Source organism: Aeromonas sp. R4-1, assembly GCF_040908325.1.
Lineage (GTDB): Bacteria > Pseudomonadota > Gammaproteobacteria > Enterobacterales > Aeromonadaceae > Aeromonas > Aeromonas veronii.
This window is the reverse complement of sequence record NZ_JBFODM010000029.1, coordinates 1-18,269: the sequence shown is the minus strand read 5'-3', so window position 1 is coordinate 18,269 and position 18,269 is coordinate 1. Positions and strand designations below refer to the sequence as shown.

The 18,269-nt window shown below is 61.8% G+C and carries 17 protein-coding genes and 1 pseudogene; 15 read left to right on the top strand and 3 right to left on the bottom strand.

The window, feature by feature from the left end; genetic code table 11:
- Positions 1-7 precede the first annotated feature (7 nt).
- The 3 genes from AB5Y90_RS03505 to pspF all read right to left on the bottom strand — a co-directional run bounded on the left by AB5Y90_RS03505 (position 8) and on the right by pspF (position 3,702).
- Positions 8-967: an ABC transporter permease subunit gene (locus AB5Y90_RS03505; RefSeq protein ID WP_005333676.1), complete on the bottom strand. Its 960-nt coding sequence runs from the start codon at positions 965-967 to the stop codon at positions 8-10.
- Between the two features lie 2 nt (positions 968-969).
- Positions 970-2,565 carry an ABC transporter substrate-binding protein SapA gene (gene sapA / locus AB5Y90_RS03500; protein WP_368166574.1) on the bottom strand — a complete coding sequence of 532 codons (1,596 nt, stop codon included), beginning with the start codon at positions 2,563-2,565 and terminating at the stop codon, positions 970-972.
- A 108-nt stretch (positions 2,566-2,673) separates the two neighbouring features.
- Complete coding sequence (pspF, locus tag AB5Y90_RS03495) at positions 2,674-3,702, bottom strand: phage shock protein operon transcriptional activator (protein WP_368166570.1); 1,029 nt, start codon at positions 3,700-3,702, stop codon at positions 2,674-2,676.
- Between the two features lie 196 nt (positions 3,703-3,898).
- Here pspF and pspA point away from each other — a divergent pair, with 196 nt between their 5' ends.
- From pspA to AB5Y90_RS03420, 15 genes and pseudogenes are all read left to right on the top strand, one after another.
- The gene (gene pspA, locus AB5Y90_RS03490; RefSeq protein WP_368166569.1) at positions 3,899-4,585 is read left to right on the top strand and encodes a phage shock protein PspA; all 687 of its coding nucleotides are present in this window, start codon (positions 3,899-3,901) and stop codon (positions 4,583-4,585) included.
- A 3-nt stretch (positions 4,586-4,588) separates the two neighbouring features.
- Entirely contained in the window at positions 4,589-4,825 is a 237-nt protein-coding gene (gene pspB / locus AB5Y90_RS03485; RefSeq protein WP_005333672.1) for an envelope stress response membrane protein PspB, read from the top strand.
- Positions 4,822-5,226: an envelope stress response membrane protein PspC gene (pspC, locus tag AB5Y90_RS03480; protein ID WP_005333670.1), complete on the top strand. Its 405-nt coding sequence runs from the start codon at positions 4,822-4,824 to the stop codon at positions 5,224-5,226. The genes pspB and pspC overlap by 4 nt, the downstream gene beginning before the upstream one ends.
- A gap of 102 nt (positions 5,227-5,328) precedes the next feature.
- Positions 5,329-6,735 carry a YcjX family protein gene (locus AB5Y90_RS03475; protein WP_368166568.1) on the top strand — a complete coding sequence of 469 codons (1,407 nt, stop codon included), beginning with the start codon at positions 5,329-5,331 and terminating at the stop codon, positions 6,733-6,735.
- Between the two features lie 65 nt (positions 6,736-6,800).
- Positions 6,801-7,832 carry a YcjF family protein gene (locus AB5Y90_RS03470; RefSeq protein WP_368166567.1) on the top strand — a complete coding sequence of 344 codons (1,032 nt, stop codon included), beginning with the start codon at positions 6,801-6,803 and terminating at the stop codon, positions 7,830-7,832.
- A gap of 190 nt (positions 7,833-8,022) precedes the next feature.
- On the top strand, positions 8,023-8,946 hold the full coding sequence (locus AB5Y90_RS03465; RefSeq protein ID WP_368166566.1) for a LysR family transcriptional regulator: 924 nt from the start codon (positions 8,023-8,025) through the stop codon (positions 8,944-8,946).
- A gap of 197 nt (positions 8,947-9,143) precedes the next feature.
- The gene (locus AB5Y90_RS03460) at positions 9,144-10,289 is read left to right on the top strand and encodes an ABC transporter substrate-binding protein (RefSeq protein ID WP_368166573.1); all 1,146 of its coding nucleotides are present in this window, start codon (positions 9,144-9,146) and stop codon (positions 10,287-10,289) included.
- Between the two features lie 143 nt (positions 10,290-10,432).
- Positions 10,433-11,446, top strand: coding sequence for an ABC transporter ATP-binding protein (locus AB5Y90_RS03455; RefSeq protein ID WP_206877046.1), 1,014 nt, complete (start codon positions 10,433-10,435; stop codon positions 11,444-11,446).
- Positions 11,443-12,411: an ABC transporter permease gene (locus tag AB5Y90_RS03450; RefSeq protein WP_139746665.1), complete on the top strand. Its 969-nt coding sequence runs from the start codon at positions 11,443-11,445 to the stop codon at positions 12,409-12,411. The genes AB5Y90_RS03455 and AB5Y90_RS03450 overlap by 4 nt, the downstream gene beginning before the upstream one ends.
- 35 nt (positions 12,412-12,446) lie before the next feature.
- Positions 12,447-13,274, top strand: a complete 828-nt coding sequence (locus tag AB5Y90_RS03445) for an ABC transporter permease (protein WP_368166565.1) — start codon at positions 12,447-12,449, stop codon at positions 13,272-13,274.
- 29 nt (positions 13,275-13,303) lie between these two features.
- Positions 13,304-14,734, top strand: coding sequence for a gamma-aminobutyraldehyde dehydrogenase (locus AB5Y90_RS03440; protein WP_368166564.1), 1,431 nt, complete (start codon positions 13,304-13,306; stop codon positions 14,732-14,734).
- A 153-nt stretch (positions 14,735-14,887) separates the two neighbouring features.
- A complete protein-coding gene (gene phhA / locus AB5Y90_RS03435; protein WP_368166563.1) occupies positions 14,888-15,682 on the top strand; it encodes a phenylalanine 4-monooxygenase in 795 nt (264 codons plus the stop codon).
- A 52-nt stretch (positions 15,683-15,734) separates the two neighbouring features.
- On the top strand, positions 15,735-16,073 hold the full coding sequence (locus AB5Y90_RS03430; RefSeq protein ID WP_368166562.1) for a 4a-hydroxytetrahydrobiopterin dehydratase: 339 nt from the start codon (positions 15,735-15,737) through the stop codon (positions 16,071-16,073).
- 148 nt (positions 16,074-16,221) lie between these two features.
- Positions 16,222-17,769 (top strand): transcriptional regulator TyrR, encoded by a 1,548-nt coding sequence (tyrR, locus tag AB5Y90_RS03425; protein WP_005333656.1) that lies wholly within the window; start codon positions 16,222-16,224, stop codon positions 17,767-17,769.
- A gap of 224 nt (positions 17,770-17,993) precedes the next feature.
- A pseudogene (locus AB5Y90_RS03420) lies at positions 17,994-18,179 on the top strand (DUF4154 domain-containing protein); the annotation flags it as partial.
- Between the last annotated feature and the right edge of the window lie 90 nt (positions 18,180-18,269).

Genomic DNA, 18,269 nt, shown 5'->3' with positions numbered 1-18,269 from the left:
AGCGCGTTCAATCTTGTTTGGCATACAACTCTTTGCGCCGTGCCGGATAGATAAGGGTGGTCAGCAACTCGGTGCTGACGCTGGTCAGGATCACGAAACTGGCCACCACCAGGGTCGCGCCGCGAATGGCGGCGTAATCCTGCAGGGCGATGCTGCTGATGAGCCAGCGGCCGATCCCGTGCCACTCGAACACCACCTCGGTGATCATGGCGGAGGTGAGCACGCTGCCCAGTTGCAGACCCAGCAGCGGCAGTACCGGCGGCAGGGCGTTCTTCAGACCATGGCGCCAGACGATCTGCGCCTTGGAAAGGCCCCGGCTCGCCGCCGCCTTGATGTAGTTCTGCTTCATCACGTCGATGAGGGAACTGCGTACATGGCGGATCACCTCGGTGGTAGGCACTACCGCCAGCACCAGTGACGGAAGGATCAGGTGGCGCAGGGCATCATGCAGCGCCGCTTGCCGCCAGGGCTCGTTGCTGAGCAGCACATCGATCACCGCGATGCCGGTAATGGGGGGCACGTCGTAGAGCAGGCTGATCTGCCCGGAGGCTGGCAACCAGCCGAGATCCAGCGAAAAGAGCATTACCACCAGCAGCGCCAGCCAGAATACCGGCACCGCATAGCCGATAAGACCGGCAGTCATGATGGAGAGATCCAGCGTCTTGCCCTGTGACAGGGCCGCCAGGGTGCCGAGGGGAATGCCCACCAGCAATGAGATGGCGAACGCCGCCAGACAGAGGATCAGGGTCGCCGGGAAGTAGTGGCGGATCTCGTCCAGCACCGGTAGCCCGGAGACGCTGGAGAGCCCCAGGTCACCTGCGAAAATGCGGCGCAGGAAGTCGGGATAGCCGCTCCAGAAGCTGAGCTGATGGCCGATCAGCCGATAGTCCAGCAGATAGGCGACAAAGGTCAGTGCCAGCAGAGTGATAAGCAGCAGGTTGATGCGGCGCAAGGTGTATAGAAGCATGCTTACTCCCTGTGAGCCTGGTTGAAGGAGGTGCCGCCAAAGGGCATCAGCGTCAGCCCTTCGATGTTGCTGCGGCTGACCTGGGTACGCAAGGCGTGCGCCAGCGGGATCAGCGGCAGCTGTTCGTTGAGCAGGGTCTGGGCATAGTAGTAGTTGCGCAGCCGGAACGAGAGCTGGGGCGTGGTGACCGCATCATCCAGCAGCTGGTCGAAGGCCGGGCTGCACCAGCGGCTGTAGTTGTTGCCGCGCTCCACTGCCGAGCAGCTCAGCAGCTGGCGGAAGAAGTTGTCCGGATCGGCGTTGTCGGCAATCCAGCCGGAGAGCAGACTGTCGTACTGCCCCTTGGTGAGGCGGCCTTCGATCACCGGCCACTCCCGTTGCACGATCTTGAGCTTGATCCCGACCTTGGCCAGATCGCTGCGGATCAGCTGGGCGGTCTTGACCGCATCCGGGTTGTAGGGGCGGGAGTCCGGTTGCACCAGCACCTGCATCTCGAACCCTTTCTCCAGACCCGCCTCCTTGAGCAGCTGGCGCGCCCGTTTCAGATCGGGTTTGCGCTCGGGCAGGCTGGGGTTGTACCCCCATGAGAGGGTCGGCAGCAGGCTGTTGGCGGGCAGGCCGGTATCGAAATAGACCGCCTGAAGCAGGTTGTCGATATTGATGGCGCTGGCAATGGCCTGACGCACCTTGACGTTGTTGAACGGCGGCTTGCGGGTATTGAGGGCCAAAAAGGCGACGTTCATCCCCGACTGGACCGAGAGACTGAGCGCCGGATTTTGCTTGATCATCGAGAGCTGGCTGGCGGAAGGGGTGCTCATTACGTCGCACTCGCCGGTCAGCAGCTTGGCCAGCCGTTTGGCGGATTTGGGGGTGATGTCGTAGACCAGCTGTTCAATCTTGGCATCGCCGCCCCAGTAGCCGGGGTGGCGCAGATAGCGGATGAACTCGTTGTGGCGATACTCCTTGAAGCTGAACGGCCCGGTGCCGATGGGGCGGCTATCGAGCAGGGCTGGCGTGCCCGCCTGCAACATCTGCTCGGCGTATTCGGAGGAGAGGATCACCGCATAGTCGCTGGCCAGGGTGGCGAGGAAGGAGGCGTTCGGCTGGTTCAGCTCGAATACCACCGTCTGCGGCCCCTTCTTGCTCACCCGCTTGATCAGCAGATCTTGCCCCAGGCTGTAGAAGTAGGGGTAATCGCCGCCGGACACATTGTGATAGGGGTGCTGCTCGTCAAGCTGGCGGGCATAGGTGAAGACCACGTCATCGGCATTGAAAGTGCGGGTGGGCTTGAACCAGGGGGTATGGTGAAACGTCACCCCCTTGCGCAGGGTCAGGGTATAGGTGAGGCCATCCTCGCTGACATGCCAGTTGGTGGCGAGCGCCGGCTCCAGCGCCAGGGTGTTGGGGTTCACCTCCAGCAGGCGGTCGTAGAGCGGACGGGCACTGGCATCCAGTGTCACCCCGGAGTTGGAAACATGGGGATTGAAGGAGAGGGGGGATCCCTCAGCACAATAGATGAGTCCGGTTTTGGAGGCCTCGGGTTGCTTCTGGCAGCCGGTGACCAGCACCAGCAGACCCAGCAGCAAGGGTGTGAGCATTCTCATTGTTGAACCATGTTCTTATAGGGGTTTTGTACGCACGTTTTGATACAAATGTGCCAGCGCGAAGGCTGGCGTGTTGCTGGAGTCGGCATCAACCGCGCTCCTTCACTCTTGTACTGCATCGTTATCGCCATTCAGCAGCTGATATTTGCGTAGCATGCCACGGAACTGGTGATAGCTTAAGGCCAGCAGTTGAGCGGCTTTGCGCTGATTATACTGGGATTGCTGCATCGCTTGCTTGAGTAAATTAATCTCGTACTCCGCCACCGCCTGCTTGAGATCGAGCGGCAAGGCGAGGGGGGATGCAGATTGTACCTCGCTTCGGGCCTCTTGCGCAGGTTGCGTGACCTGTGGTCGCCAGGGGGAATCAAACGGGTTGAGCACCAGGGTCGAGAGCGGCAACTGGGGATTGCCCTGACGGTAGATGCTGCGCTCCACCACGTTCTTCAGCTCCCGCACGTTGCCCGGCCAGTGGTAATCCAGCAGCAGCTGGGTTGCCTTGCGCGAGAAACCGGCAAACAGCGGATAGCCCAGCTCCCGGGTCATGCTGTGGGCGAAGTGCTCCGCCAGCATCAGGATATCTTCCCGCCTCTCCCGCAAGGGGGGGAGGGTGATCACATCAAACGCGAGCCGGTCGAGCAGATCGTGGCGAAACTGCCCCATGTCGGCCAGCGCAGGGAGATCCTCGTTGGTGGCGCAGACCAGCCGCACATCCACCTTGAGGGGCTTGGCCCCGCCCACTCGCTCGAACTCGCCATACTCGATGACCCGCAGCAGCTTCTCCTGCACCCGGGCGCTGGTGGTGGCCAGCTCGTCGAGGAAGAGGGTGCCGCCATCGGCCCGCTCGAAGCGGCCCTGATGGCGCTTGGCGGCGCCGGTAAACGATCCCGCTTCGTGACCGAACAGCTCGGTCTCCAGCAGGCTCTCGCTCAGGGTGGCGCAGTTGATGGTGACAAAGCTTTGATCCCAGCGCGCCGAGAGATAATGTAGGCGGTGGGCGATCAGCTCCTTGCCCGTCCCCCGCTCACCGATGATCAGCACGGGTTTGCGCAGCGGGGCGAGCCGTGAGGCCTGCTCAATGATCTCGAGAAATGCGTTGGATTCCCCCAGCAGGCTTTCCGTGGCCGTGGTCATAGTGATCCCTGTCAGTTGTAAAAGCTGGTCAATCTTACCAAAAGTTGGTGATTTTAATCATCACTTGCGCGAGGCATCTTGCAATCCGGCTATTCTGCCCCATATAAATCAACAAGTTAAATTTTGTTCCAGATTGGCACACAAGTTGCCATTGTCAATGGAGAAACAACGCCATGCCAATAACAGGAGTGCAATCATGAGTATTTTTTCCCGTCTGGCCGACATCATCAATTCCAACCTGACGGCCCTGCTCGACAAGGCAGAAGATCCCCAGAAGATGGTGCGCCTGATCATCCAGGAGATGGAGGACGAGCTGGTCAAGGAGCGTTCCAATCTGGCCCGCTTCCTCGCCAGCCAGAAAGAGATTGGTCGTCAGGTCGCCCGTCATCAGGAGCGGGTCGACGAGTGGCAAGCCAAGGCCGAGCTGGCCCTGACCAAAGGGCGTGAAGATCTGGCCCGCGCGGCCCTTATCGAGAAGAAGAAACAGACCGAGTTGTCAGAGACCCTCTACCGCGAGCAGCAGTCGGTCGACAGCGGCATCGAGAAGCTGGGTGAGGAGATTCGCCAGCTCGAAGCCAAGCTGGAAGATGCCCGCGCCCGTCAAAAGGCGATGGCTATTCGCACCGAAGCGGCCAGCAGTCGTCTCAACGTGCAGAGCCAGGTAGCTCGTGGCGAGAGCCAGGCGGTAGTGAACAAATTCGAGCGGATGGAGCGTCGCATCGACGAAATGGAAGCGCGCGCCGATCTGGGTCAGTCCGACAAGGCGCTGGCGCAGCAGTTTGCAGAGCTGGAAGTGGACGATCAGATAAGCCGTGAGCTGGAAGCGATGCGCCAGAAGCTGAGCCAGGGCGACGGTAAAAGCGAAGGCAAACAGGGGGAGTAACAGATGGAAGATCTGCTGGGCGTATTGATGGTTCCCATGGTGGTCTTCATGGTGGTGGTGGCCCCCATCTGGCTGGTGCTGCACTATCGTGCCAAGGGACGGATTGGCGCCGGTCTTGCCGATAGCGAGCGGGAACAGCTGCAAGGGTTGCTGGCTCGCACCGAGAAGATGCAGGAGCGAGTGGGCGCGCTCGAATCAATTCTGGATGCGGAAGTACCCGGTTGGAGGAACAAGGTATGAGCAGTGTCAGTCGTGAAGGGCGTAACCTCTATCGCGATCCCCAGCGTGGCAAGATAGCCGGGATCTGTGCCGGTTTGGCTGAGTATTTCGGGGTGGAGACCTGGATCGTGCGGCTGCTCGCCATCAGTGGCCTTATCTTCGCCGGTTTCATTACCTTCACCGCCTATATCGCTGCCTGGTTCTTGCTCGACAAAAAGCCGGTCACCCTCTATTCGCAAGAGGATGCCGACTTTGCCGAGGTGCGGATGAAAGCGCGCAGCTGGCAGGCGGGGATCACCCCTCATCAGGCGCTGGGCCGCATCGCGCAGGAACTTGACGCGCTGGAGCCCAGAGTTCAGCGGATCGAGAAGCTGGTGACCTCCAGGGAGTTCACCCTGCAGCGGGAGTTTCGCAAGCTGTAGTTCTTGCTCAAGCACTCAATGTCGATGGCGGCGCCTCCCGTGATGCGCCACCATCGACACCAGCTATCCAGATGCAACCACCAAGGGAGAACGGGTCAAGCCTTGATACTCAATAAACTGGAACAGAAGTTGACTCGCCTGCAACACAAGGCGAACGACGTGGTGAACCGGGTGCGGGATCGCCATATTCGGCTGGCGGTGACCGGCCTCTCTCGCAGCGGCAAAACCGCCTTTATCACGGCGCTGGTCAACCAGCTGGAACACGCGGCCATCGATGGCCGTTTGCCGTTGTGGGATGCCCTGCGTCAAGGGCGCATCCTCGGCGCCCGCCGGGTGCCGCAGCTCAATGCCCACATCCCCACCTTTGCCTACGAGCGTGGCCTCGACTCCCTGTTTGGCGATCCACCTGCCTGGCCCGAGCCCACCCGCGGCGTGGCCGAAGTGCGCCTCGAAATCCGCTATCGCACCCGTCACCCCCTGCGCAAGCATCTGGGGGAGATCTCCACCCTCTACGTGGATCTGGTGGACTACCCCGGGGAGTGGCTGCTCGACTTGCCGCTCCTTGAGATGAGCTACGAGCAGTGGAGCGAACAGGTGCGCGAGCAGCTGCGCCGCCCCGAGTTGCAGGCACTTGCCGCCAGCTGGCTAACCCCCGGGTGGCAGGTCGATCAGCGCTTCGAAGAGCGGCCGGTGGCTGAGCTTGCCGAGCGCTACACCGCCTATCTGCATGCCTGCAAACAGGAGTTGGGATTGCACCTTATTCAACCCGGTCGCTTCGTGTTGCCGGGGGAGTATGCCGGTGCCCCCATGCTGCAATTTGTCCCCTGGGTGTGGGAGATGCCTGACAGCGAGCCCGCTGATGGCACTCTTTACGCCACTCTCAAGCAGCGCTTCGAGCAGTACAAACAGCATCTGGTGCAGGGTTTTTATGAGCAGCACTTTGCCGGCTTTGATCGCCAGATCGTGCTGGTGGATTGCCTGCAGCCCCTCAACGCCGGGGCGGCCAGCTTTGGCGACATGCAGCAGGCCATCGCCCGCATCATGGAGAGCTTTGCCTACGGTAAGAGCAACTGGTGGCGGCGACTCTTTTCGCCCCGTATCGACAAGCTGCTCTTTGTGGCGAGCAAGGCCGATCACGTTACCCCCGAACAGCATGCGCCCATGGTCTCACTGCTGCAGCATCTGGTGCGCAGCGGTCGCGGTCAGGCCCGTTTTGAGGGGATCACCACCGAGTGTCTGGCGCTCGCCGCCATCAAGGCGACCGAAGTGGGCAAGGGGGTGGCCAATGGCCGCGAGTTCCCCGCCATCCGTGGCACCAGCCTGAGCGGTGAGCCGCTGCTGCTCTTCCCCGGAGAGGTGCCGCCCCATATTCCCCCCGCACAGTGGTGGAACAGTCAGGGTTTTGATTTTCAGGCGTTTCGCCCCATGCCCATGAGCCCCCATCAGGCGCTGCCCCATATCCGGCTCGATGCGGCGCTGGAGTTTCTGCTCGGGGATCACCTCGAATAACGGTGTGCGGCTTGGGTTTGTTTCCTGCGCCGCCCGCAGGAGACTCTTTTCAGGAGAACAAGGCGATGAACGATCAGATAAAAGAGCGGCCACCGTTGCAGGGCAAGGTGATCCTTGAGCCTGCCTTGACGGTGGCCAGTGACGAGCGACCGCCCGCACCGGCCCAGCGGCTGGAGGAGGCGAGTTTCGAGCGCCTCGACGAGCTGGACGAGTTCACCGAGGTGGAGAGCGCCCTCGTCAGCAAACCGCGCCGCCGCCATCGGCTGCTGGCGTGGGGGCTGGGGGCAGTCGGTCTGCTCTCGTTGGTCCAGTATGGCGCCTTTCTTTACGATCAATTTCTCACCACTCCGCTCTGGGGCAGCGCTTGGCTGGCGGCCTCGGCGCTGGTGGCGGCGGGGACCGCCAGCGTGGTGGGGCGCGAGTGGCTGCGACTGCGCACCCTCAAGCGGCGTCAGGATGTACGCTCGCGCGCAGAAGATCTGCTTGCTCATCAGGGAGTCGGACAGGGGCAGGCCTTTTGCGAAGGGTTGGCGGTCAAAAGTGGCGACAAGGGGCGCGAGGGGTATCAAACCTGGCTGGCCCAGCTCGACGAGAGCCACAGCGATCGGGAAGTGCTGACCCTTTACAGTCAGCTGGTATTGAGCGAACGCGACAAGCTTGCCCAGGCGCGGGTGGCCAAATGGTCGGGGGAGGCCGCTGTTCTGGTGGCGCTCAGCCCGCTCGCCACCGTCGACATGATGCTGATGTTGTGGCGCAACTTGCGGATGATCGAGGATATCGCCGATGTCTACGCCATCGAGCTCGGCTACTGGAGCCGCATACGCCTCATTCGTCAGGTGTTTCGCAACATGCTCTACGCCGGTGCCACCGAGCTGGTGACCGAGGTGGGGATGGACTTGCTGGGCGCCGAGTTTGCCGCCAAGCTCTCTGCCCGCGCGGCGCAAGGGGTGGGGGCCGGGCTGCTCACCGCTCGCCTTGGCCTGCGCACCATAGAGGCGTGCCGTCCGCTGCCCTGGTGTGCGGACGAGAAACCCAAACTGGGAGAGCTGCGCAAGCGGCTGATCGGCCAGCTGGCGGGGTATCTCAACAAATCCTGATAGCCCTGTCTGCACCTTGCTGCGATGACCCATGCCCCTGTTGTGCTCGCCAAGCCGCAGGGGCATGGTTTTAATCGGCAGATCATTGAGTTGGCAGCAGTGCCCGGTTTTGGCGAGGCGCCCGTTTACGGTTAAGCTGGCAGTCAATCTTACCAATCACACTCATCGTACCAATCGGCAAGGATGCCCGATGAACTTTACCTTTCGCCAGATCCGTTATTTTGTGGCCGTGGCCGACAGCTTCTCAGTGAGTCGCGCCGCCGCCGAGCTGCATATCTCCCAGTCGGCGGTCACCAGCGCCATTCGCGAGCTGGAGACCGAGCTCGGCGCCCCGCTATTCGAGCGCAATCCGCGCGGCGTCACCCTCACCACTCAGGGGCACCAGTTTTTACTCCACGCCCGCCGCATTCTCGGCGCCATGACCGAGGCGAGCCACTCCCTCAAAGCGGTGGCCCAGCAGGATCAGGGACGACTCACCATCGGCGTGACCACCTTGGTGGCGGGTTACTACCTTTCAGAGGCGCTCGGCCGTTTTCGCCGCGCCTTTCCGGCGGTACAGATCGAGGTGAAGGAGGATGAACAGCCCTTCCTTGAGCACCAGATCGTCAACGGCGAGGTGGATGTGGGGATCCTGATGACCAACCGCACCATCCGGCAAGAGGCGTTTGATACCGAATTGCTGACCCGTTCGCCGCTGCGGCTCTGGCTGGCCGCCAACCACCCGCTCTGCGCCGAGTCGACCCTCTCGCTTACCGCGCTGGGGGAGGAGCCGATGATCTCGCTGACCGCCGATCAGCTCGATCAGATCATCGGTGGCGGCCTGCGCCGCTACGGCATCTCCCCCCGTATCGTGCTGCGCACCGCATCGGTGGAGGCGGTGCGCAGTCTGGTCGCCAGCCAGCTCGGGGTCGCCCTGTTGCCCGACTTTGCCTATCGCCCCTGGTCGCTGGAGCAGGAGCGGGTCGAGGCGCGCCCCATCAAGGAGCCCATTCCCGCCATCGATATCGGGCTGGTGTGGCGCCGTGGTTCTCGGCTGGATTGGATGGCGCGGGAATTTATCGATATTGCGCGGGATCAGAGCCGATTGAGAGCTCGTCAGGCGCTCCCTCGCTAGCCATCTCTTGCGGGGTAGCCACCAAAAATCAGATTCATCTGCACTCGATATCGATTTAGCTGATACCTGAGCCACCAAAAATTGAAATATTCATCGTATTGCCACTCCCCTAAGCTCATTGCTGGTTAACAGGATGTTAACGCCAATGGCGGCGTTCCTTCACCTGATGCAAGTCAACACAATGCAAGGAGTGCATGATGAAATTGACCCCTCTGATGCTGGCTCTTGTGCCGGCGCTGCTGGTAGGCCAGACCCAGGCTGCCCCGACCGAGCTCGGCAAGGGTGAAGGCCAGCTCAATATCGTGGCCTGGGCTGGCTACGTTGAGCGTGGCGAGACCGACAAGAACTACGACTGGGTGACCGGATTCGAGAAAGAGACCGGCTGCAAGGTGAGCGTCAAGACGGCGGCCACCTCGGACGAGATGGTGGCGTTGATGAACGAGGGGGGCTTCGATCTGGTGACCGCCTCCGGCGATGCCAGTCTGCGTCTGATTGCCGGTGGCAAGGTGCAGGCGCTCAATCTGGCGCTCATCCCGAGCTACAGCAAGATTGATCCCCGGCTGCAAAATGCCCCCTGGCACACTGTGGATGGCAAGCACTACGGCGTGCCCTACCAGTGGGGCGGCAATATCCTGATGTACAACACCAAGGTGTTCCCCAAGGTACCGGACTCCTGGAACGTGGTATTCGAGGAACAGACCCTGGCGGATGGCAAGTCCAACAAGGGGCGGGTGCAGGCCTTTGACGGCCCGATCCACATCGCCGATGCCGCCCTCTATCTGATGACCCATCAGCCTGCCCTGGGCATCAAGGATCCTTACGAGCTGAACGAGGATCAGTACAAGGCCTCCCTCGATCTACTGCGCAAGCAGCGCCAGCTGGTGGGACGCTACTGGCATGATGCTTTCGTTCAAATCGATGACTTCAAGAACGAAGGGGTGGTCGCGTCAGGCTCCTGGCCGTTCCAGGCCAATGCCCTGATTGCCGACAAGCAGCCCATCGCCACCACTGTGCCGAAAGAGGGAGTGACCGGTTGGGCCGATACCAGCATGGTGCACAGCGATGCCAAGAACCTCACCTGCGCTTACAAGTGGCTGGAGCACTCCCTGAGCAACAAGCTGCAGGGGGATCTCGCCGCCTGGTTTGGCTCGGTGCCTGTGGTACCTGCCGCCTGTGAGGGCAATGCCCTGCTGGGCCCGACCGGGTGCAAAACCAACGGTATCGACAACTTCGATCGGGTTCGCTTCTGGCGCACTCCGGTTTCCCAGTGCAAGAGCCAGGGAACTTGCGTGCCCTATTACCGCTGGGTTTCCGACTATATCGCCATTCTGGGCGGCCGCTAAGGCGGGGTGAGCAAGGTGGTCGGAACCGCTGCCACCTTGCCAACGGCAGGGGAGCTGCGCCTCCTCTGCACGACTGCCGAGAGCGGATAATTAAGCGGGCCGGACAGGAGTCAGGCCCATCCCAGCACAGACAAGGATGCCCTATGAACGCCGTACAATTTGACCGGGTCAGCCGCCACTATGGCGAGGTGAAGGCGGTCGATGACATCTCTTTCCAGATCCCCTCCGGGGAATTCTTTACCCTGCTGGGGCCGAGCGGTTCCGGCAAGACCACTTGCCTGCGGATGATCGCCGGCTTCGAGTACCCGAGCGACGGGGAGATCCGCCTGTTTGGCGAACCCTGCTCCACCGTGCCGCCCTATGATCGCAACCTCAACACCGTGTTTCAGGACTATGCCCTGTTTCCCAACATGGATGTGCGCGACAACATCGGCTATGGCCTGATGCTCAAGGGGGTCGCCAAGGCGGAGCGTTACCGCAAGGTGGACGAGATGCTGGAGCTGGTGCGACTGCCCGGGGTCGGCAAGCGCCGCCCAAGCCAGCTCTCCGGCGGCCAGCGCCAGCGCATCGCCATCGCCCGGGCGCTTATCAACCAGCCACGCATCCTGCTGCTGGATGAGCCGCTGGGGGCCCTCGATCTCAAACTGCGCGAGCAGATGCAGCTTGAGCTCAAGGCGCTGCAACGCCAGCTGGGCATCACCTTTATCTTCGTCACCCACGATCAGCAGGAGGCGCTCTCCATGAGCGACCGGATCTGCATCTTCAGTCAGGGCAAGATCGAGCAGATCGCTGCGCCCGATACCATCTACGACGCTCCGGCGACGCCGTTTGTGGCCCGCTTCGTTGGTACCGTCAATCTGTTCGAAGGGGAGCAGGCCAGACGGCTGTGCGGCGACGGCAGCCAGATGATGGTGCGCCCGGAGCGGATCCGGCTCGCTGAGGCGGGCGCGCCGGGCTGGTCGGGGGAGATCCGCGAGGTGGAGTATCTGGGTCCCTTCGTCCGTTATCGGGTTGATCTCGGGGAGCAGCTCGAGATCATCGTCAACCACCCCAATGAGGGGCAGGCCCGTCTGGCGCGTGGCAGCAGGGTCAGCCTCAGCTGGCCGGAGCAGGCCATCCACCGCCTGAGCGGCGCCCATCAGGGGGCGCAGCCATGAGTGCCCCTCACAGTGCGAGTCTTGCCATGAACCATCAGCCCGAACCTGCCCGTTTCAGGCCGCTGCGGCGCCTCTCGACCCTGCTCTATGGGCGGCCCAGCCTGCTGCTGGCGATCCTGCTGGGGCCGCCGCTGCTGTGGCTCGGCATCATCTATGTCGGCTCCTTGCTGATGCTGCTCTCCAACTCCCTGTTCGGGCTGGACGAGTTCAGCGGTCAGGTGCGCCACGAGCTGGGGCTGCAAAACTTCGTCGCCCTGCTGCGACCGGAGAATCTGGATGTGATCGGCCGCACCGTCGGCATGTCGCTGCTGGTGACCCTGGCCTGCGCCCTGCTCGGTTTTCCGGTTGCCTACTACATGGCACGCTACACCAGTGGCAAGACCCGGGCGCTGTTCTATGTAGGGATCATGCTGCCGCTCTGGTCCAGCTATCTGGTGCGGGTCTACGCCTGGAAGCTGATCTTGGCCAAGGAGGGGGTAGTGAGCTGGCTGGCAGACAGCATGGGGCTGGAGTGGCTGCTCGATGCCATCCTCTCCCTGCCGGTGATAGGTGGCCCGTCGCTCTCCTTCTCGCGGCTCGGCACCTTTATCGTGTTCGTCTATGTCTGGCTGCCCTTCATGATCCTGCCCATTCAGGCGGCGGTGGAGCGTATTCCGCGATCCCTGCTGGAGGCGAGCAGCGATCTGGGGGCGACACCCGCCCAGACCTTTCGCAACCTGATCCTGCCGCTGGCGTTGCCCGGTGTGGTGGCGGGCTCCATTTTCACCTTCTCGCTGACCCTCGGTGATTACATCATCCCCGGCATCATCGGCAACTCGACCATGTATATCGGTCAGGTGGTCTACATGCAGCAGGGAACGGCGGGCAACCTGCCCTTTGCCGCAGCCTTCTCGCTGGTGCCGATCCTTATCATCGCCATCTATTTGGCGATTGCGAAACGACTGGGGGCTTTTGATGCGCTTTGACCCTATCGCTTTGAACCGGCAGCAAGGAGGCCGTCATGTCAGCTAGCTCAATGATCAGTCAGGGAGAGCGCCCTTCGGGCCTGCTCAAGTACGCCGCCATCGGTGGCCTTCTGTTCCTGCACTTTCCCATTCTGTTTATCTTCCTCTACGCCTTCACCAGCGAGAGCAAGAGTTACCAGTTTCCGCCTCCCGGGCTCACCCTCAAGTGGTTCGAGGTGACCCTCAATCGCCCCGATGTGTGGCGTGCCATCCAGCTGTCACTGGAGGTCGCGGGGCTGGCGACACTGGCGGCCATGATCCTCGGCACCTTGGCGGCAGGGGCCATTGCCCGCAGCCGCTTCTTCGGTCAGGAGGTGGTGTCGCTGTTGCTGGTGTTGCCCATCGCGCTGCCCGGTATCGTCACCGGTATCGCGCTGCGCTCGGCCTACGGCTTGATGGAGATCCCGTTCAGCTTTTGGACCATCGTTATCGGCCACGCCACCTTCTGTGTGGTGGTGGTCTACAACAATGCGCTGGCCCGTTTTCGCCGCACCAACCAGAGCCTCATCGAGGCGTCGATGGATCTCGGGGCCGACGGCTTCCAGACCCTGCGCTACGTGATCCTGCCCAATCTGGCCACGGCGCTGCTGGCGGGGGGCATGCTGGCCTTTGCCCTGAGTTTTGACGAAGTGATCGTCACCACCTTTACGGCGGGCCAGCAGACCACGCTGCCCATCTGGATGTATCAGGAGCTGATCCGTCCCCGAGACAGGCCGGTCACCAACGTGGTGGCCCTCATCATAGTGGCCTTCACCACTATCCCCATTTTGCTTGCCTACTACCTTACTCGCGACACCCATGATGTCGCTGGCAGTGGCAAATGATGACTCAACGCGTGCGCAAGGATGCAACCATGAAACTCTCTACCCAACTCTTGATTGATGGCCAGTTTGTGACCGGCGAGGGGCAGGCCGAACCCATTCTCAACCCGGCCAATGGCGAGCAGATCGCCGCCGTACCCGAAGCCTCGTTCGAACAGGTGAACCGGGCGGTGAACGGTGCCCAGCGCGCCTTCGCCCAGTGGAGCCGCACCACCCCGGCCCAGCGCAGCAACCTGCTGCTGCGTCTGGCGGATCTCATCGAGCGCCACGCCGAGGAGTTTGCGGCGCTCGAATCCCTCAACTGCGGCAAACCCTATCTGGCTGTGCTCAACGACGAGCTGCCTGCGGTGGTGGACTGCTTCCGCTTCTTTGCCGGGGCGGCCCGCTGTCTGCAAGGGCCGCTGGCGGGGGAGTATCTCGAGGGGCACACCAGCATGATCCGCCGCGATCCCATAGGTGTTGTGGGCAGTATCGCCCCCTGGAACTACCCGCTGATGATGGCGGCCTGGAAGATGGCGCCGGTGCTGGCGGCGGGCAATACGGTGGTGCTCAAACCCTCCGAGCAGACCCCGCTTACCGCGCTGCGTTTGGCGGAGCTGGCCAGCGAGATCTTCCCCCGCGGCGTTATCAACGTTATCTGCGGGCGGGGCGAGAGTGTAGGGGCGCCGCTGGTGGAGCACCCGCTGGTGCGGATGGTGTCGCTCACCGGCGATATCGCCACCGGCCAGAAGATCCTGCAGAGCGCCGCCCGCACCATGAAGCGCACCCACCTTGAGCTGGGGGGCAAGGCGCCGGTGATCATCTTCGACGATGCGGATCTGGAGGCGGTGGTGGCGGGCATTCGCACCTTCGGTTTCTACAATGCAGGGCAAGATTGCACCGCCGCCTGCCGTATCTATGCCCAGGGCAAGATCTACGACAAGTTCGTCGCCGCCATGACCGAGGCGGTGGCCTCCATCAAGGTAGGTAACCAATACGAGGAGGGGGTCGAGATGGGGCCGCTTATTTCGGACAGACAGCGCAACCGGGTCGCCAGCTTTGTCGAACGGGCCCAGAGCAGCGGTCATGTGGAGGTGACGGCGGGGGGCAAGATCCGCCCAGGCAACGGCTTCTTCTTCGAGCCGACCCTGATTGTCGGGGCCCGTCAGGAGGATGAGATCGTGCGGCGTGAGGTGTTTGGCCCCGTGGTGTCGGTGACCCGTTTCAACGATGCCGAGCAGGTGGTGCAGTGGGCCAACGACTCGGACTATGGCCTCGCCTCGTCGGTCTGGACCAAAGATCTGAGCCTCGCCAGCAAGGTGGCCAGCCACCTGCAATATGGCTGCACCTGGATCAACACCCACTTCATGCTCACCTCCGAGATGCCCCACGGCGGCATGAAGATGTCGGGCTACGGCAAGGATCTCTCCCTCTATGCACTGGAGGATTACACTGTGCCGCGCCATATCATGGTCAAGTTGTAGTGGGGATTGGTGAGCGGGTTGTCACAATTTATTTACAACTATTTCCGGCAGCCGACTCATGGGTCGGCTGCTTTTTTTGTTGCCATTTCGTTACATTGAAACCGTGATGAAACGGCAAGGCGCCTTGATGTGGCGCCAGAGGATGGAACCGCTATGGCAACCTGTTATACCGCACACCAGCCGGATGCCGACGGGGTGATCCACTACAGCAACGAAGAGCATGGCACCTGGCAGATCCTGATCGAACGTCAGTTCGCCGCTCTCGATGGCAAGGGGTGTGACGAGTATCTGGCCGGTCTCGACAGACTGGGGCTGCCCCGTGATCGCATCCCCCAGCTGGCCGAGATCAACTCCGTCTTGCAGCCTGCGACCGGCTGGTCGGTGGCTGCGGTGCCTGCGCTTATCTCGTTCGATCGCTTCTTCGCCCTGCTGGCCAATCGCCAGTTTCCGGTGGCGACCTTTATCCGGCGCCGGGACGAGCTCGACTACCTGCAAGAGCCCGATATCTTTCACGAGATCTTTGGCCACTGCGCCATGCTGACTAATCCGGCCTTTGCCCACTTCACCCACCTATACGGTCAGTTGGGGCAGCAGGCGAGCAAGGATCAGCGGGTTTTTCTGGCGCGGCTCTACTGGTTCACCGTGGAGTTTGGCCTCTTGGCAACGCCCGACGGGCTGCGTATCTACGGTGGCGGCATTCTCTCCTCCATCGGCGAGACCGCCTATGCCCTCTCTGGCCAGCCGCTGCTGCAACCTTTCGATCTGTTGACCGTGCTGCGCACTCCCTATCGTATCGACATCATGCAGCCCACCTATTTTGTGCTGCCGAGTCTCGATCATCTCTACCAGCTGACTGGGGAGGAGATCATGGCTGCTCTGGCCGAGGCCAGTCGGCTTGGCCTCTATCCGCCGCGTTTTGAGGTTGCCGCTGGCAAACAGGCGAGCTGACCAAAAGCAAACAACCCTATTTCATTTTCATTAATTCAAGCAGGAGTAACCCATGTCCAAACTGGCCAGCCAGCAGTGTGAAGCGTGCCGCGCCGATGCCCCCAAGGTGAGCGATGAGGAGCTGCGCGAGCTGATGCAGCTTATCCCCGACTGGCAGCCGCTGGTGGAGGAGGGGGCGCTGCAACTGCGGCGGGAATTTACATTTCGCAACTTCAAGGAGGCGCTGGCCTTTACCAACCGCTTGGGGGAGCTGGCGGAGGCGGAGTTCCACCATCCCGCCATCCTGACCGAGTGGGGTAAGGTGACCGTCAGCTGGTGGACTCACAAGATCGGCGGTTTGCATCGTAACGACTTCATCATGGCGGCGCGCACCGATCAGTTGCTCCGGTAATCGCGCCCCACACCAGCGTCATCGGTTGACCCGGGCCTGCCTGCGAAAGCGGGGCAGGCCCGCATTTTTATGGGCTGGCGCTCGCACTGGGGGGATCGAGACTGTATTATCCGCTCATTCATAGAGTTAGCTAGGAAGTGTGTCCCGAATGCGTCTTGAAGTCAGCTGTGAAGACCGCCTGGGCCTGACCCGGGAACTGCTCGACCGCCTGGTGGAGCACAATATCGATCTGCGCGGCATCGAAATCGATACCTCAGGCATCATCTATCTCAACTTTCCCGAGCTGGAGTTCAGTGATTTTCAGCATTTGATGCCGGAGATCCGCCGCATTCCCGGCGTCTACGACGTCAAGACCATCCCCTACATGCCTTCCGAGCGAGAGCACCACGAGATTGAGGCGCTGCTCAAGGCGCTGCCGGATCTGGTCTTCTCCCTCGACAGCAAGGGCAAGGTGACCCAGGCCAACCAGTCTGCCCTCACCACCCTCGGCTTGCCGGTGGAGGAGGTGCGCGGCGTGGCGCTCGGTTCGCTGGTCAAGGGGTTCTCCTTCACCCGCTGGCTGGAGGCGAGCGAGATCAAGCCGCAGACCTGCAAGCTCAGTTTCAATGGCGAAGAGTATCTGGCAGATCTGATGCCGCTGTTCGTGGCAGAAGCCCGCGGCAAGCAGGCGCTGGCCGGGGCCGTGGTGGTGCTCAAATCTGCCCGTCGGGTCGGCCTGCACTTCAGCGCGCTTCATGCGGTGGAAGTGGGGGGCTTCGAGCATCTGCAGGCCGAGAGCCCCAAGATGAAAGAGGTGCTGTCGCAAGCGCGCAAACTGGCGATGCAGGACGCACCGCTGCTGATCGTCGGCGAGACCGGTACCGGCAAGGAGCTGCTGGCCCGAGCCTGTCACGGGGCCAGCCTGCGCTCCAGCCACCCCTTTATGGCCCTCAACTGCGCCGCCATGCCCGATAACGTGGCCGAGAGCGAGCTGTTTGGTTATGCCCCCGGCGCCTTTGGCAATAACACCGAGGGCAAGCGCGGCGTGCTGGAGCTGGCGAGCGGCGGCACCCTGATGCTGGACGAGATCGGCGACATGTCTCCCCATCTGCAGACCAAGTTTTTGCGGGTGTTGCAGGATGGGGTATTCCGCCGAGTCGGTGACGAGCAGGAGGTGAAGGTCAACGTGCGTTTCATCTGCACCACCCAGAAGCAGTTGCTGGATCTGGTGCACGAAGGAACCTTCCGCGAGGATCTCTACTACCGTCTCAACGTGCTAAGTCTGGCGCTGCCCCCCCTGCGCGAGCGCAAGGCAGACATCATGGTGCTGGCCCAGCAGTTTGTCTCCCGCTTTGCCAGCGAGTTGCAGCGACCCCGTCCGCGCTTTACCCGCAACATGGCCGACTACCTGACCGCCTACCGCTGGCCGGGCAACGTGCGTCAGCTGCGCAACTGTCTCTACCGTGCCATGACCCTGCTGGAAGGGGATGAGCTGGGGCCCGAGCAGATCGATCTGCCGGTGGCGGCCGATACCATGCCGCTGATCGACGAGTGGTTTGAGGGGAATCTCGACGATGCGGTGAAGCGCTTCGAGAGCCAGCTGCTGGCCCGGCTCTATCCCGCCTTCCCGTCGACGCGCCAGCTGGCCAAACGCCTGGGCGTGTCGCATACCGCCATCGCCAACAAGCTACGGGAATACGGCATCAGCAAGAAGTGATTTCCACCTTGCTGCCTGCCACCAGAGAGCCCGTTACCAGACGGGCTCTCCGTTTTCTTTACACGAGCTCGGTAGATGATGGCGGGGTGAGACTTGTCAGGCCAGTGTCAGCCAACTTACTATCTGGGTTCATGTACCCGAACCGCAATGCCATAGCAGCGGTATTGTCAAGGCGACCACCTCCCGATCATGCTGTTACTCTTTTCCCCCGTTTAACTGCCCGTCTGGCGCTCCTGTTGGTTGCGTTTGGCCTGCTGTTGCCCCGCGCGCTGGCGGAAACGGCCGCAGAGAGCCGGGCGACGGCGGTCAGGGAGCTGGTGCTCGATATCGTGAGTTATACCCGCTGGCCCACCGAGCCTGCGGTGCTGCGTATGTGCGTGGCGGCGCCGACCGAATATGCCGGCGCCCTCAGAGATCCCCTCATTTTTAGAGACTCAAATAATTCCAAGTGTGCGGGTATATAAGCGGTGTTGCTTCAGGTAGTAGATAAATTTATCCAT